The 14280-nt window shown below is 70.0% G+C and carries 15 protein-coding genes; 7 read left to right on the top strand and 8 right to left on the bottom strand.

The features are described 5' to 3' along the window. Positions 1–4 precede the first annotated feature (4 nt). A complete protein-coding gene (locus OG266_RS04785) occupies positions 5–865 on the top strand; it encodes an Fpg/Nei family DNA glycosylase (RefSeq protein WP_266472377.1) in 861 nt (286 codons plus the stop codon). Between the two features lie 23 nt (positions 866–888). On the opposite strand, the gene OG266_RS04780 is transcribed toward OG266_RS04785, so the two are convergent. The 3 genes from OG266_RS04780 to OG266_RS04770 all read right to left on the bottom strand — a co-directional run bounded on the left by OG266_RS04780 (position 889) and on the right by OG266_RS04770 (position 2938). Next, positions 889–1551 (bottom strand): anti-sigma factor, encoded by a 663-nt coding sequence (locus OG266_RS04780; RefSeq protein ID WP_266472375.1) that lies wholly within the window; start codon positions 1549–1551, stop codon positions 889–891. A gap of 189 nt (positions 1552–1740) precedes the next feature. Beyond that, the gene (locus OG266_RS04775; protein ID WP_266472372.1) at positions 1741–2256 is read right to left on the bottom strand and encodes a hypothetical protein; all 516 of its coding nucleotides are present in this window, start codon (positions 2254–2256) and stop codon (positions 1741–1743) included. Positions 2257–2389: 133 nt separating this feature from the next. Further along, positions 2390–2938: a sigma-70 family RNA polymerase sigma factor gene (locus OG266_RS04770; RefSeq protein WP_266472369.1), complete on the bottom strand. Its 549-nt coding sequence runs from the start codon at positions 2936–2938 to the stop codon at positions 2390–2392. 261 nt (positions 2939–3199) lie between these two features. On the opposite strand from OG266_RS04770, the gene OG266_RS04765 reads away from it, so the two are divergent. Then, a complete protein-coding gene (locus OG266_RS04765) occupies positions 3200–4351 on the top strand; it encodes a CapA family protein (protein ID WP_371543085.1) in 1152 nt (383 codons plus the stop codon). A gap of 42 nt (positions 4352–4393) precedes the next feature. Here OG266_RS04765 and OG266_RS04760 read toward each other — a convergent pair whose 3' ends face one another. Beyond that, on the bottom strand, positions 4394–4858 hold the full coding sequence (locus OG266_RS04760) for a universal stress protein (RefSeq protein WP_266472364.1): 465 nt from the start codon (positions 4856–4858) through the stop codon (positions 4394–4396). A 179-nt stretch (positions 4859–5037) separates the two neighbouring features. On the opposite strand from OG266_RS04760, the gene OG266_RS04755 reads away from it, so the two are divergent. Continuing rightward, the gene (locus OG266_RS04755; protein ID WP_371543083.1) at positions 5038–5883 is read left to right on the top strand and encodes a polysaccharide deacetylase family protein; all 846 of its coding nucleotides are present in this window, start codon (positions 5038–5040) and stop codon (positions 5881–5883) included. A gap of 36 nt (positions 5884–5919) precedes the next feature. Here OG266_RS04755 and OG266_RS04750 read toward each other — a convergent pair whose 3' ends face one another. Then, on the bottom strand, positions 5920–6585 hold the full coding sequence (locus OG266_RS04750) for a class F sortase (RefSeq protein WP_266472359.1): 666 nt from the start codon (positions 6583–6585) through the stop codon (positions 5920–5922). A gap of 332 nt (positions 6586–6917) precedes the next feature. Here OG266_RS04750 and OG266_RS04745 point away from each other — a divergent pair, with 332 nt between their 5' ends. Further along, positions 6918–7406 carry a hypothetical protein gene (locus OG266_RS04745; protein WP_266472355.1) on the top strand — a complete coding sequence of 163 codons (489 nt, stop codon included), beginning with the start codon at positions 6918–6920 and terminating at the stop codon, positions 7404–7406. 102 nt (positions 7407–7508) lie between these two features. On the opposite strand, the gene OG266_RS04740 is transcribed toward OG266_RS04745, so the two are convergent. The 3 genes from OG266_RS04740 to OG266_RS04730 form a co-directional block, all read right to left on the bottom strand. Next, on the bottom strand, positions 7509–8042 hold the full coding sequence (locus OG266_RS04740) for a hypothetical protein (protein WP_266472352.1): 534 nt from the start codon (positions 8040–8042) through the stop codon (positions 7509–7511). 238 nt (positions 8043–8280) lie between these two features. Then, positions 8281–9045, bottom strand: coding sequence for a DUF4239 domain-containing protein (locus tag OG266_RS04735; RefSeq protein WP_266472348.1), 765 nt, complete (start codon positions 9043–9045; stop codon positions 8281–8283). A 14-nt stretch (positions 9046–9059) separates the two neighbouring features. Further along, on the bottom strand, positions 9060–9635 hold the full coding sequence (locus OG266_RS04730) for a hypothetical protein (protein ID WP_371543079.1): 576 nt from the start codon (positions 9633–9635) through the stop codon (positions 9060–9062). A 277-nt stretch (positions 9636–9912) separates the two neighbouring features. On the opposite strand from OG266_RS04730, the gene OG266_RS04725 reads away from it, so the two are divergent. The 3 genes from OG266_RS04725 to OG266_RS04715 all read left to right on the top strand — a co-directional run bounded on the left by OG266_RS04725 (position 9913) and on the right by OG266_RS04715 (position 14203). Next, positions 9913–10845, top strand: a complete 933-nt coding sequence (locus tag OG266_RS04725; RefSeq protein WP_371543076.1) for an SCO0930 family lipoprotein — start codon at positions 9913–9915, stop codon at positions 10843–10845. Positions 10846–11258: 413 nt separating this feature from the next. Then, on the top strand, positions 11259–12071 hold the full coding sequence (locus tag OG266_RS04720) for an SAM-dependent methyltransferase (RefSeq protein WP_266472340.1): 813 nt from the start codon (positions 11259–11261) through the stop codon (positions 12069–12071). Then, the gene (locus OG266_RS04715) at positions 12068–14203 is read left to right on the top strand and encodes a bifunctional diguanylate cyclase/phosphodiesterase (protein ID WP_266472338.1); all 2136 of its coding nucleotides are present in this window, start codon (positions 12068–12070) and stop codon (positions 14201–14203) included. The genes OG266_RS04720 and OG266_RS04715 overlap by 4 nt, the downstream gene beginning before the upstream one ends. The last annotated feature ends 77 nt before the right edge of the window (positions 14204–14280 follow it).

Raw genomic sequence — 14280 nt, 5'->3', positions numbered from 1 at the left:
ACCTATGCCGGAACTGCCCGAGGTCGAAGCACTCAAGGACTTCCTGGCCGACCACCTCGTCGGCCGTCAGGTCGTGCGCGTGCTGCCCGTCGCCATCAGCGTCCTGAAGACGTACGACCCTCCCGTCACCGCCTTCGAGGGCCGCGAGGTCACGGCCGTGCGCCGGCACGGCAAGTTCCTCGACATCGAGGCGGACGGCCTGCACTTCGTGACGCACCTGGCCCGCGCGGGCTGGCTGCAGTGGAAGGACACGCTGCCCGACGGCCGGCCCCGCCCCGGCAAGGGCCCGCTCGCACTGCGCGTCGCCCTGGAGACCGGCGAGGGCTTCGACCTCACCGAGGCCGGCACCCAGAAGAAGCTCGCCGTGTACCTCGTAAGGGACCCGGCGGAGATCCCCGGCGTCGCCCGGCTCGGCCCCGACCCGCTCGCCGAGGACTTCGACGAGGTGCGGTTCGCCAAACTGCTCGAAGGCGAGCGGCGCCAGCTGAAGGGCGCGCTGCGCGACCAGAGCCTCATCGCGGGCGTGGGGAACGCGTACAGCGACGAGATCCTGCACGCCGCCCGGATGTCGCCCTTCAAGCTCGCCGCCACGCTGAGTCCCGAGGAGACACGGCGCCTGTACGAGGCGCTGCGCTCCACGCTCACCGAGGCCGTCGAGCGCTCCCACGGAGTGGCGGCCGGACGCCTGAAGGCGGAGAAGAAGAGCGGACTGCGGGTGCACGGCAGAACGGGCGAGCCCTGCCCGGTCTGCGGCGACACCATCCGGGAGGTGTCCTTCAGCGACTCCTCGCTGCAGTACTGCCCGACCTGCCAGACGGGCGGGAAGCCGCTCGCGGACCGGCGGATGTCAAAGCTCCTCAAGTAGGCGTCCGCCGACCGGACTTGGCGTCAGCTTCCGGTGCCGGGCTTGAGCGTCACGAGGCGCTCGCCCTCCGTCGTGCGCACCTCGTACCGGCTGATCTCCTCGGACTGCAACGCGGCGCCGCCCTGCATGCTGGCGGCCTCGCCGTTGTTGTCCCCCTGCGCCATCCAGCTCGTCACCGTCTGCTCGGAACCGTCCTTGCCGATCACGACGAGCTGACAGGCGCGGGGGCCTCCCAGGTCCTTGACCTGTACGTCGACCTCACTGCCCCAGGCCCGGTCCTCGGACGTGACCTGGGCCCAGACGCCGGTCTCCGTGTCGGTCGCGGCGATCAGGGTGCTCGGTGAGCCGTCCGCCGTCACGATCGCGATCGCGGGCCCGCCCGCCGCGAACACGACGGAGGCGGCCACCGCGTACAGCCAACGCCTGCGCCCGGCCCGGTGCCGGTTCGCCACCTCGCCGAGCAGCCGGTCCAGAAGCCTGGGCCCGGGGGCGGCGAAGGGGTGCACGGAGCGCGGGGTGGCCCGGCGGTACAGCATCAACTGCCGTGCCGCAGGCCGGAATTCACTCACATGGGCGGCGCACTGAGGGCACTCCATGAGGTGATCCTCGAAGCGGAAGGCGTCCGCCTCATTCAGCACGCCGAGCGCGTATGCGCCGACGTCGCGATGCCGTTCCAGGGACCTCATACCGATTACCGAATCCTCGTGACAATGGTGGCGATGGTGCGGGGTGGGGTGGTGTTGCTGTTGCCCACCGATACGCACCGGACCGCCGAATCACTCAAGACCCGTTCGGAATAGCGGCCAGGACATTCGGAGTGAGAGGGCCCGCGGATTGGTGCGGGCCGGAAAAAGTTTGGCGCCCTGGCCGGACGGTCAGAAGAGATGGATCGCCAGATGCCCCAGCGGCAGTCCCAGCCGCCAGGCAGGCGTCCACACCTTCGGGCCGTCGTCCTCGCCCGGGACCGGCCCGCCACCAGGCACGGCGTCCAGATCCGGGGCGAGCAGCTCGGTCTCCTCCAGCCAGCGCCAGGCCGCCGAGGCCAGCTCCAAGTCCGGGTCAGGGGCGCCCGATTCGACGGCCTTGGCCGCGAGCCGCGCCATGTGCTCGCGCACCCAGTCCCGCCACGGCTGGTCGTACGCCGTCAGCGAAAGCCAGGTCTCCAACTGAGTGATGACCCTGATGCCGGAGAGCTCACCGCCGGCGTCGGACAGGAAGATGGTCAGCGCCAGGGCATCCCGCCCGGCGCGGAACTCGAAGGATGTGGGCGGCATCAGGTCGCCGGTCCGCAGCAGTTCGTCGGCGATGTACTCGGCGTACAACCAAGCCATGGGGACGGTGAGTTCACCACCGCCGGTGCCGTCCGTGCTCTCTTGACCTCTGTGCAGCATCCCTTCCGCCTTCCTCCGGTGCGTGCGCGTCGCCCGACCCCGGGCTCCAGTCCGGAACACGGATGAAGACAGCAGATTGCTCAACCATGGTCCTCGGCAGGCGCTTTACCGAGGCTTGACTCGACCTTTGGTTTCACCGCAGGTCGGCCGCATAGCCCGGAAGCACCCGGCGCAGGGCGCGCAGCGCGTAATATGCGCGAGACTTCACCGTACCGGGCGGAATCCCGAGGGCCGCGGCGGCCTCCGCCACACTCGCCCCCTGGAAGTACACCTGCACCAGGACTTCACGGTGCTCGGGAGTGAGTGTCTTCACAGCCTCCCGCACATCGAGCATCGCCGCGGACCGTTCGGCGTGATCGGCACAGACGCGCGCACTGTCCAACACCGCGTCCCCGACCTCCGCGGGCCGCGCCTGACGGGCCCGCCGCGCGTCTATCGCCAGCCGCCGCGCCACGGTGAGCAGCCAGGGCCGTACGGAGTCGAAGTCGTCGGCACGCAATGCCTCGGGGTGCTGCCAGGCGCGTACGAACGTCTCCTGCACCAGATCCTCGGCGCGCTGCCGGTCGCCGTCGGAGAGTCGCAGCAGCAGCGCGAAGAGGGGCCGGCCGTGATCGCGCTGCAACGCGGCCAGCTCGTGCTCGGCGGTCGTCCCGCGGGTGATGGTGGTGGTTCCGGCCGTCATGGCGTGTATGCCAGCCGGTGCCGCTCCGCGGGGACAGGGTCGGCGCACGGTTGTGCGCTGGGCGGTCGAAGCCGTCGGTGAACGGTGCGGTGAGCGGTTCATCGGGGCTCTGGGCTGCTGCCCCCGGACCCGCGTTCGCCCGAAGGGCTCGTCCTGGAACGCCGGACTGGCTGAAGGTCTGCGTTGCTCCTTGACTCCTGGCCGCTCCTGTACGTGGATTCTGACACTTCATACGTAAATATGACTAAAACGAGGTTGGGTATGACCCCACGCCGGCGACAGACCACCCTTGCCCTCGCGGCCGTACTCGTCGTAACGGGCTGTCAGGCCGCCCAGGACCCACCGACCCCCCGGCCGAGCGGCCGGCCCGCGGCACCCTCCGACCCCCGCGGATTCACCCTCGTCGCCTCCGGTGACGTACTGCCGCACACCTCGATCATCGAACGGGCGCAGGCGGACGCGGGCGGCAACGGATACGACTTCCGGCCGATGCTCGCGGGCGTCGAGCCCGTCGTGTCCGGCGCGGGTCTGGCGATCTGTCACATGGAGACCGTGTACGGCGCGGACGGCGACTACACGGGCTACCCGACCTTCAAGTCCCCGCCGCAGGTGGCCGAGGGGCTCGCCGCGACCGGGTACGACGCCTGCTCCACCGCCTCCAACCACACCCTGGACGACGGAGCCGCGGGGATCCAGCGCACCCTGGACGCGCTCGACCGCGCGGGTGTGCGGCACGCCGGATCGGCGCGTACCCAGGCCGAGAGCGGCGCCACGATGATGCGGGCGGGCAGCGCCGAGGTCGCGCATCTCGCGTACACCTACGACACGAACGGCATTCCACTCCCGCAGGGGCAGCCCTGGGCCGTCAACCTCATCGACCCCGACCGGATCGTCGCGGACGCCCGGGCCGCCCGGAAGGCAGGCGCCGACGTGGTCGTCGTATCCCTGCACTGGGGCACCGAATGGCAGGACGAGCCGGACGAGCGGCAACTGACGCTGAGCAAGCAGCTGACCGCCTCCCGCACCAACGGGCGGCCCGACATCGACCTCATCCTCGGCACGCACGCCCATGTCCCGCAGGCGTACGAGAAGGTCAACGGCACGTGGGTCATCTACGGCATGGGGGACCAGATCGCCGGCGAGATGTCCAACTACCAGGGCGTCCGGGATCCGCGGGGCAACGAAGGCACCATCGGCCGCTTCACCTTCGCCCCTCCCGCGCGCCAGGGCGCCCGATGGGAGGTGAAGAAGGCCGAGTTCATCCCGCAGGCCTTCGACCTCGACGCCGGTCGCGTGGTCGACCTCAACGCCGCCCTGGCACAGGGGGCCGACGTCGTCGGTGTACGCGACCGGATCCGCTCCGTCGTCCTCAGCCGCGGGGCGGCCCAGGACGGCCTCGTCATGGGGGAGTAGCTCCGCCCGTTCCGACCCGCGGTGTCCGAGGTGCCGTACCCGCTACGGCACCACCGTGACCGGCCAGCGCCCCGCCTTGACCAGCCGGATCGCCACCGACCCGATGATCCGGTGCCCCGCCTGCTCGGAGGCGCCCACCACCACGGCGTCCGCCTTGAGCTGGTCCGCCGCCGCCACCAGTCCGTTGTACGGATCGCCGCGGAAGGTGTGGAACTCCCAGCGCACCTCGAATATGCCCTTGAGCCTCTCGGCGGTGTCCCGGATCTGGGCGACCAGGTCCTCGGCGATCTCGTCCGTCGTATCGGCGATCGGCACTCCGAGCGCCGCGCCCGCCGCCATCACCGGCTGGACATAGACGATGGCGAGCAGCGCGTGCTGCCGTCGGGCCAGACCCCCCGCGTACGACGCCGCGCGCATCGAGGAGTCGGAGCCGTCCACGCCGACGACGATGACCTTGGGGCCGTCCGTGCCTCGCTCGAACTGATGCGAGTGCTGCTGTTCCGTCACAGCTGTGAGGCTATCGGAACCCCCAGGTCCGGGAGGCGCACGGGCACGGCCGGGCCGGGTACCTCGAATTCCCGGGTCTGTTGGTGTGCCGCCGCCGATTTGGTCCAGGTGGGTGCTTTCGTGGGCCCGCACCGGTGTTGCTGAGCTGCGACGCCCCTCAACTGGGTGACTGATGAATCATGAAAAAGGATCAGCTGCTTACCCGGCGCCGGGCGTTGATCGCCGGTGCCGCCGTCCTGGGGGCGGCCGGTGCCGCGGGCACGGCCCACGTCCTCACCACCGAACCGGCCACACACCCGGTACGCAGTGCCCCGCCCGCCGCGGGCCCACAGGCACGCCGTGCCCTCAAGCCCTCCTCCTACCGTCTCCAGCCGATGACTGGATACGGCCCGCCGCGCACCGAGTCCGCGCGGACCCTCGTCCGCCACGAGCCGTTCCTGCGCATGTCCGGGCGCGGCCGCAGCATGGTGCTGACCTTCGACGACGGCCCCGATCCGCGCTACACCCCCGACATCCTGAGCACCCTGCGCGAGTACGACGTGCACGCGATGTTCTTCGTGTGCGGGGAGATGGCCGTCGACAACAAGGACCTGCTGCGCGAGATGGCCGACGACGGACACACCGTCGGCAACCACACCTGGTCCCATCCGCTGCTGACCAAGCTCTCGCGTTCGGCGATCCACTCCGAGATGGAGCGCACCTGCGAGGTCATCGACGACGCCTTCGGTGAGCCGCCCGGCTGGTTCCGCGCGCCCTACGGGGCCTGGAACCGGGCGGCCTTCCAACTCGGCGCCGAACTGGGGATGGAACCGCTGGCCTGGACGGTCGACACGCTCGACTGGACGTCCCCGGGCACCCGCACCATCGTCAACCGGGTCGAGGACGGTGCCGCTCCGGGCGTCGTGGTGCTGTCCCACGACGCGGGCGGCGACCGCTCGCAGAGCGTACGGGCGCTGCGCACCTATCTGCCGCAACTGCTGGATTCCGGCTACCACATCACCGTCCCGCGACGGCAGTTCGCATAGATCTCTCGGGCTTTCGCCCGCCCGGCCGGGGAGCGCTCAGCGAACCTCGGCCAGGCGGGCGAACACGACGACGTTCCCGTCGTAGCCGTGCTGCTTGGAGAAACCGCCCCCGCAGGTGATGACCCGCAATTCGGGGGCTCCCTTGCTGCCGTAGACGCGGTCCCCGGGGAAGTTGTTCTTCTCGAAGACCTCGATGCCGTAGATCTCGAATACGGCGGTCTTCCCGTCCTTGCGCTGCACCTCGATCCGGTTTCCCTTTTTGAGCGCCCCGAGCCCGTAGAAGACGGCGGGTCCGCGCATGTTGTCCACATGGCCGTCGATCACGGCCGTGCCCTTCTCGCCGGGTGAGACCGCGCCGGTGAACCAGCCCGCGAGATTCGGGTCGTCCGGCGGCGGTGCGTCGACCCACCCGTCCATGTCCAGGCCCACCGGCAGGACCGGAGCGTCGACCCGGATCGCCGGGATCCTGACCCGGTCGGCCACCGAGTACGGCAGCGGTGTCGGCAGATTGGAGAAGGTGCCGCCCGGGGCGCGGCTGCTGTCGGCCGCCGCCGCCGAAGCGGGCTGCGGCGGGCCCACGTCGAACTCACCGGAACCATTCCGAATGAGTGCGAGGCCGGTCAGCAGAACAAGCGCTATCACGCCCCACGGGGCGCGCTTCTTCCGCCGCTCCTCCTCTTCGGCCAGCTCGGACGCAGACATTTGCAATCCCCTCTCGACGCGGCCGTCGCCGCGTCCGTCGCGCATATGAGAACGCTAAGTGCAGCACGCCCGGCGGGCGACGGGGCAAAGGCGAACGGGTGGTGGAGTACGCCCTTCGTGAGCCATCCGAGTTGCCGAGGCCAGGAATTTTCTGACGGTCCGTGACCTGCGGCAATATCCGATTGTGTGGAATTCTCTCGGCGTGTCTTCTCACCAGGACGGACCATTCTCGAAATGCGGCCCTGTGCACGGCATCTGAGGGTCTGTCTGGGAGGCGTTTTCTCGCCGATCGACCGGGGACGGTTCCCGGGGCGCCTTCCGCGGAGGATCACATGCGTACTTCTCGTGCCCTGGCGGTCAGTGCCGCCGCGGTCGCCGCGGTGGGGCTCGCCGCGCCGATGGCCGCGGCGTGGAACAACCCGAGCAACATCGTCGCGATGCCCAGCGTCATCGCCAGCGGCGGTCAACTGACCGTGACCGTCGACGGCTGCCCCACCGGCGGCACCATGACCTCGCCCGCCTTCCGGCAGGCGACCCTCTCCCGGATCACCGGCAGCAACGAGACATCGAGCGGGACGGCGACCATCGACCGGAACGCGCGCCCCGGCTCGTACGACATCTCGGTCAACTGCAACGGGACGGGCACCCTGACCCGTCCCGCGGCCTTCACCGTCATCGGTGGTGTCCGCGGTGGTCTCGGCGGCAGCAGCTCCAGCGGTGCCACACCCACCGACATGGCGATCGGTGGCGGCCTTGTGGCCGCCGCCGCCGTCGGTGGCGGGGTGTTCTGGATGCGGCGCCGGTCCGAGAAGAGGATCTGACCGGCCCTCCGTTCCGGAGACTTCGGAAACCGCACGTGACAGCCCTTCGCCCCGGACCCTCTCTCGAGGGTCCGGGGCGAAGGGCTGTGCGGTGCCGTGCCGTCAGGAGTCGTCGGTCGCGCCACGGCGGCGCGACATGTGCCATGCCGCGCCGATGGAGCCCGCGATGAGCGCGGCCCCCAGACCGATCTCCTTGAGGTCGAAGCCGCCGACGGTGCCGCCGACACCGGCCCTGACGCCCCGCTGTACGGGGACGGGGTAGTCCGTCTGGTTGGGGGTCCGGCCGGTGGCGATGGTGAGATCCGTGTGACCGCTCACGCCGTCACACGTGAAGGTGACCTCGTACACGGCGCCCGGTTTGGCGTCCCAGTCGACCATCGCCGTGGCCGAGGACTGACCCTTGGGGATGTTGACGGTGTCGAAGACGCCCGAGGTGACCGTGGCGCGTCCCTGGCAGCCCCCGTCTCTCTTGAGCAGCAGTGAGACCTGGCCGCCGGCGGCGATGGTCGACGGCTGCACGCTGAAGCCGAACGGGGTGATGTTGTTGTTCTCGTCGCCGGCGAAGGCGGCGGGTGCGGCGAAGGTCAGGGCAGTCACGCCCAGCAGAGCGGCCGAAGCGACGCGTATCGCGCGCATGGTGAGCCTCCAGGTCCCCGAGGAGCCTTGCTGCGGACCTTTTCCGCTTGCGCCAGAAATGCACCTCGATGATCGAAACGCTAGGAAAGGGTGAGCGTGGGCGCGATCGCAGTCGCGCGAATGGGGCAACCGTGTGGGCCGCACAGGGGACGGAGTGCGTGCAGTCGGGGGACGGACGCGGCGTGGCATCCGTCCCCCGGCCGGGGAGCACTGACCCGGAGCGCCTGTTGAGGGTCCGTCAACCGGGAAGGTTCGGGAACAGCGCCGTGAACGGTTCCGCCGAGGCCGTGATCCCCCTGCTGTAGGGCGCGTCGAAGTCCCAGATCAGGAAGAGCAGGAAGGCGATCAGCGAGGAGAAGAGCCCGGCGAGGATCAGCTCACGCGTGGTGCGCCGGATCTGCAGCGCGAAGACCATCCCCACGGTGACCACGCCCCCGCTGATCAGACCGAACCACACCACGCCCGGCATGGTCGCCCCGGTCGAGTCGGCGCGGGAGCTCCGCGCGGCGGCGGCCACGGTGACCTGGTCGACGAGGGGCTGGTACGCCTGGGCCTCGAAGTCCGTCTTCGGCTCGTAGTCGGTGACGTCCCCGCGGATGCGCTCGAAGAGCCGGCCGCCCTTGACGGTCACCCGGCCCTGGTCCGACATGGTCTTCCACTCGGTGGTGACGACGTAGCCGACGTACGAGTCGATGTCGCCGCGGATCCGGTCCTGCACGTCGGGCGGGTAGACGCGAACCCGCTCCGAGATCTCGTGCAGGGCCTGGGCCTCCGTCTGCACATGGTCCTGTGCGACGCCGCGGGCCTCCCAGACTCCGGCGATGGCCAGGCCGAGGACGATGGCGTAGACCACGCCGATCATCATCGTCATGTATTCGATCACGTCCGGGGTCTCGGACGGATCCTCGTCCTCGCGGGCCGTGCGATGACGTACGAGGGCCACGATGAGGACGACGACACACGCCGCCCCCATCGCGAGGGCGAGAACAAGCCATTCCGACAAAGATGCCTCCAGAGTCAGCGCGGGCGCAGCGCCGCGACGGCGAGCACCGCGGGCGCGGTGATCAGCAGGGTGAGCGAGACCAGGGACGGTCCACTGCGGGGCGGATGCCGCCGCGCCTGGGCGTGGTACGCCGGATAACTCACCGGGGACGGCGACGGCTTGGGGCGCGCACTCGGAGTGGGCGTCGGCATCGGTGTGGGTGTGGGAGTCGGCGGTGGCGCGGGCACCGGCCTGGGTGGCGGCGCGACGGGCCGTGGCGCCGGCGGGGGCGGGGGAGGCGGCGGAGGTGGTGGTTCCGGCGCGGGTGTGGGTGTTGGCGTGGGTGTGAGGGTGGGTTTGGGTGGCGGCGGGGGCTTGGGGGTCGGCGTCGGCTTCGGGGTGGGCTGCGGCGGGGGAGGTGTCGGGCTCGGGCTGCAGTAGCCGTCGCCGGCGACCGCCACCGCGTCGTTGCCGTCCGGGCCGACGGAGGCGTACGCGCAGGCGTCGGCGACCGCCGGGCCGACCGAGGCCCCGCCGAGGATCCAGGTCAGTGTCAGCAGCGCGAATACCCGTATGACGAGCGCGGATCGGGTCCGCTTGGGTCCATGCACGACGGCGATCATCGGTCGTGTTGCGCCCGCGTACGCGGGAGTGGCCAGGGGTTACCCCGAACGGAGGATGTCCGCGGCCGGGTGGTTTGACGGGCTGAGCGGGAAACACCCCCGGAGGCGAACGGGCGTGCGATCCGCGTGGAGGCCCTCGGGTCACAGGGTTCGGAAAGATTTTTGCGAAGCAGTTGAACACTCCCACCACTCCCGCCCGTACCTATGGCCATGCGCGGCGCAGTGGAGCGCTGCAACATCTTTGCCAACAGCGGGAGTTACCAAAATGAAGACCTCCTGGCGGAGCGCCTCACTCGTAGCGACAGCTGCGGCCATGCTGGCGCTCACGACGGCGTGCGGTCAGGAACAGGGCACCTCGACCGTGGGCCAGAACGTGGGCGCCACCGCGGCCGCGGGCGATTACGGACTGAGCAGTCCGAGCCCTGCCGAGGTCGGTGCCCAGGCCGCGACCCAGGCGAAGTCCGCAGGTGCGCTGGCCGTTGCGAAGGACGCGAAGCTCGGCGAGGTCATCACCGACAGTGGCGGCCTCACCCTTTACCGCTTCGACAAGGACACGGCCGAACCGCCGAAGTCGACCTGTGAGGGCGACTGCGCCACGGCCTGGCCGCCGGTTCCCGCCGACGGGGCCACGGCCGCCACCGGTGTGGACGCGGCGCTTCTCGGCGAGGTCACGCGGCCTGACGGCACCAAGCAACTGACCGTGGGCGGCTGGCCGATGTACCGGTACGCGAAGGACACGAAGGCCGGTGACACCCTCGGCCAGGGTGTGGGCGGCACTTGGTTCGCATCGTCCCCTGCGGGCAAGAAGGCGACCCTTGCCGACCTGCCCGGCCTGTCGACCCGCAAGGACGCGAAGCTCGGCGAGATCGTCGTCGACAAGAACGGCATGACGGTCTACCGCTTCACCAAGGACACGGCCTGGCCCGACTCGATCTCGGCCTGCACCGGCGCCTGCCTGGAGAAGTGGCCGGCGGTCGCGCCGGTCGAGGAGGCCGACATCAAGGGCCTCAACATCGACTCGGACGGCCTGATGCCCTTCACCCGGGACGACGGCATCAAGCAGATGGCCCTCGACTGCTGGCCGATCTACACCTTCACCGGTGACGAGGCCCCCGGAGACACCAACGGCCAGGGTGTGGGCGGCACTTGGTACGCCGTCTCGCCCGAAGGAAAGCTGGTCGGCGCGCCGAAGCAGTAGACAGATCACCTCCCCAGGGTTGATCGCCTCACCAGGACGGCATCGGAACGCGGAAGGGAGTGGACACAGACAGGCCAGAGTGCCGGACGAACGAAAAAGCGCGCGCGACCCAGGTCCGCTCCCTCCGCACCGCACGGGGGGAGCGGGCCCCTTGGCGTACCCGGGCGGGGGAATCCTCGGCAACTCTTCGTAACCTCCGGGAACTTTTTGCAATGCTTCGGATCGATTTCCCGGTTACACCGGACGGCGTTGTTCCAAGGCCGTTCACAGCGGGCCAATTCGGCACTTGCCGGAGGCAGTGACCGGGAACGGACGGTCAATTTCCGTTTTGGCTCGCTCCTTTGGCGGGCGATCAGTAGCCTCAGCTCGAACACCGGATCGCCTACGCCGTCGACTACGCCTTGGAGAGATAGATGGAGCGTCCCGCCTGGGCCCCTCGGAGCATTGACATCTCAGTGCCGAGCGTGTCCCGGATCTACGACTACTACCTGGGCGGTTCGCACAACTTCGAGGTCGACAGGGAAGCGGCCCGCAAGGCCATGGAGTTCATGCCGGGACTTCCCAAGATCATGCAGGCGAACCGGGCGTTCATGCGCCGCGCGGTGCGCTTCGCGGCCGACGAGGGCATCACCCAGTTCCTCGACATCGGTTCAGGCATCCCGACCTTCGGCAACGTCCATGAGATCGCCCAGGCGTCCAGACCCGGCGCGCACGTCGTGTACGTCGACAACGATCCCGTGGCAGTCGCGCACAGCCAGGCCGTCCTGGAGGGCAACGAGGACGCCGACGTCCTCGCCGCCGACCTGCTCAAGCCCCGGGAGATCCTGGCGAGTTCCCAGGTTCAGCGTCTGATCGACCTGAACCGGCCGGTCGCCCTGCTGCTCGTTGCCATACTTCACTTCGTGGAGGACGCGGACGACCCGTACGAGGCGGTGGCCGAGCTGCGCGACGCGCTCGCGCCGGGCAGCCTGTTCGTCGTCACGCACGCCTCGTACGAGGGAATCCCGCTTCCTCGGGAACAGGCCGAGGGCACGGTCGACGTGTACAAGAACATCCGCAACCCGCTGATCATGCGCTCGCGCGAGGACATCGCGCGGTTCTTCGAGGGGTACGACATGGTGGAACCGGGACTGGTGCCGATGCCGGACTGGCGGCCCGACACGGCACGCGAGGACGAGGATCCGTTCTCCTTCTCCGGGTTCGCCGGCGTGGGGCGCACGGCGTGACCGCCGAGCCGGACGGGCCGGAGGACAGACTCCGCAGGTTCGCGACGATCTGGAGCCGGGCGGTCTTTCCGGTCACCTCCACGTCGCTGACCAGGCCGGAGTTCGAGGCACAACTGATGCCGCTCGCAAGGCGGTTGAGCGACGCGCTGCTCGCGAGGACCTTCGAGGCCGCCGAGGGACAGGCGGTCGGCGCCGCGCTCATCGACGCACACTGCACCGACCCGGAGGCGCTCAGCCGCACCCTCGACTGCGTCGACGCCTATCTGGTGCTCTACTGCGGCGAGGACGGGCCCCAGGAGGCGCTGCGGACCCGCTCGGCGCGGCTGCAGCACGCCATGGCCGCCGGGTTCGCACAGGCGCTGCGGGAGCGGACGCTGGCCGAGCAGGAGGCGATCTCCCGGGCCGCCATGAGCGCGCGCAGTCTGGTGGCTGAGGCGCTGCACGCGAGCGAGGCCCGCTTCCGCGCGGTGTTCGAGGGCGCGGCCATAGGAATCGGCATCGCCGACCTCGAAGGCAACATCCTTCAGGTCAACGGAGCCTTGATGCGTATGTTCGGCGGCTCCGAGCAGTCGATGCGCGGCCGCAAGGTCACGGAGTGGACGCACCCCGACGACGCCCCGCAAGTATGGCCGCTGTACGAGGAGTTGGTACGCGGCGAGCGCGAGCACTACCACGTCGAAAAAGCCTTCTACCGTCCCGACGGCACCGCCCTGTGGACCAACCTGACGGTCTCCCTGCTGCGTGACGCGGACGGCAGGCCGCAGTACCAGCTCGCGCTCATGGAGGACACCACCGAGCGGCGGCTGCTCAATCTGCGGCTGCGCTACGAGGCCACGCACGACGCGCTCACCGGACTGCCCAACCGGACCCTGTTCTTCGAGCGCCTGGAGAAGGCGCTGTCCGCGGGCGAGGGGCAGCGCTTCGGGCTCTGCTATCTCGACCTCGACGGCTTCAAGACCATCAACGACAGCCTCGGGCACGCGGCCGGCGACCGGCTGCTCGTCGAGGTCGCCGACCGACTGCAGTCCTGCGCGACGGCTCCCGGCGAGATGGTCGCCCGCCTCGGCGGCGACGAGTTCGTGGCTCTGACCACCGGGACCGACACCGAGCGCGAGGTCGACGAACTCGCCGGACGCATCATGAACGCGCTGGTCACCCCGATCAGCATCGACGGGCGTGACCTGACCGTGCGCGGCAGCATCGGCGTCGTCGAAGGCCCCGCCGGAGAACGCGGCCCCGCGGAGGTGCTGCGCAGCGCGGACATCACCATGTACCGGGCCAAGTCCGCGGGCGGCAACCGCTTCGAGCTCGCCGACCCCGAGGCCGACGCGCGTGCCATCACCCGGCACGGGCTCACCACGGCGCTCCCGGCCGCACTGGACCGGGGCGAGTTCTTCATCGAGTACCAGCCCCTCGTCCACCTCGGCGACGGCAGCGTGCGCGGCGCCGAGGCGCTGGTGCGCTGGCTGCACCCGCAGCACGGCGTCCTCGGCCCCGACCGGTTCATCCCGCTCGCCGAGCACACCGGACTGATCGTGCCGCTCGGCCGCTGGGTCCTGGAGCAGTCGGTCCGTCAGGCCCGCCTCTGGCAGGAACGACACGCCGACGCGGGGCCGCTGCGCATCAACGTCAACCTGTCGCCGTGCCAGCTGACCCACCCGGGCCTCGTCCAGGACACGGTCGACATCCTGGAGCGGTCCGGGCTCGACCCGGACGCGCTGTGCCTTGAGGTCACCGAGTCCGCGCTGATCGGCGCCGACGACGACCTCCTCAAGCCGCTGCGCCGCCTCGCCGAGATGGGTGTCGACATCGCGCTCGACGACTTCGGCACGGGCTACTCCAACCTCGCCAACCTGCGCCGTCTCCCGGTCAGCATCCTCAAGCTCGACCGGTCCTTCACCCAGAGCATGCAGCAGTTCCCCGCGGACCCGGTCGACCTGAAGATCGTCGAGGGCATCGTCACCCTCGCCCACAGCCTCAACCTCGCGGTGACGGTCGAGGGCGTGGAGACCGGCGCGCAGGCCGAGCAGCTGCGGATACTGGGCTGCGACACCGCCCAGGGCTGGTACTACGCCCGCCCGGGCCCGCCGGAGCGGCTGCACGACCTGGCGTTGGTGGACGCGGTCGGCTGAGCACTCGCACGCGGCGCGGCCTCCCGCAAGGGAGGCCCGCCGGACCGTGCCGGACTTCGTCACCCGGCCGGCGGACG

This window comes from Streptomyces sp. NBC_00554, from assembly GCF_041431135.1.
Classification (GTDB): Bacteria; Actinomycetota; Actinomycetes; order Streptomycetales; family Streptomycetaceae; genus Streptomyces.
The sequence above is the reverse complement of the archived record's forward strand: the minus strand, read 5'-3'. Positions and strand labels throughout refer to the sequence as shown.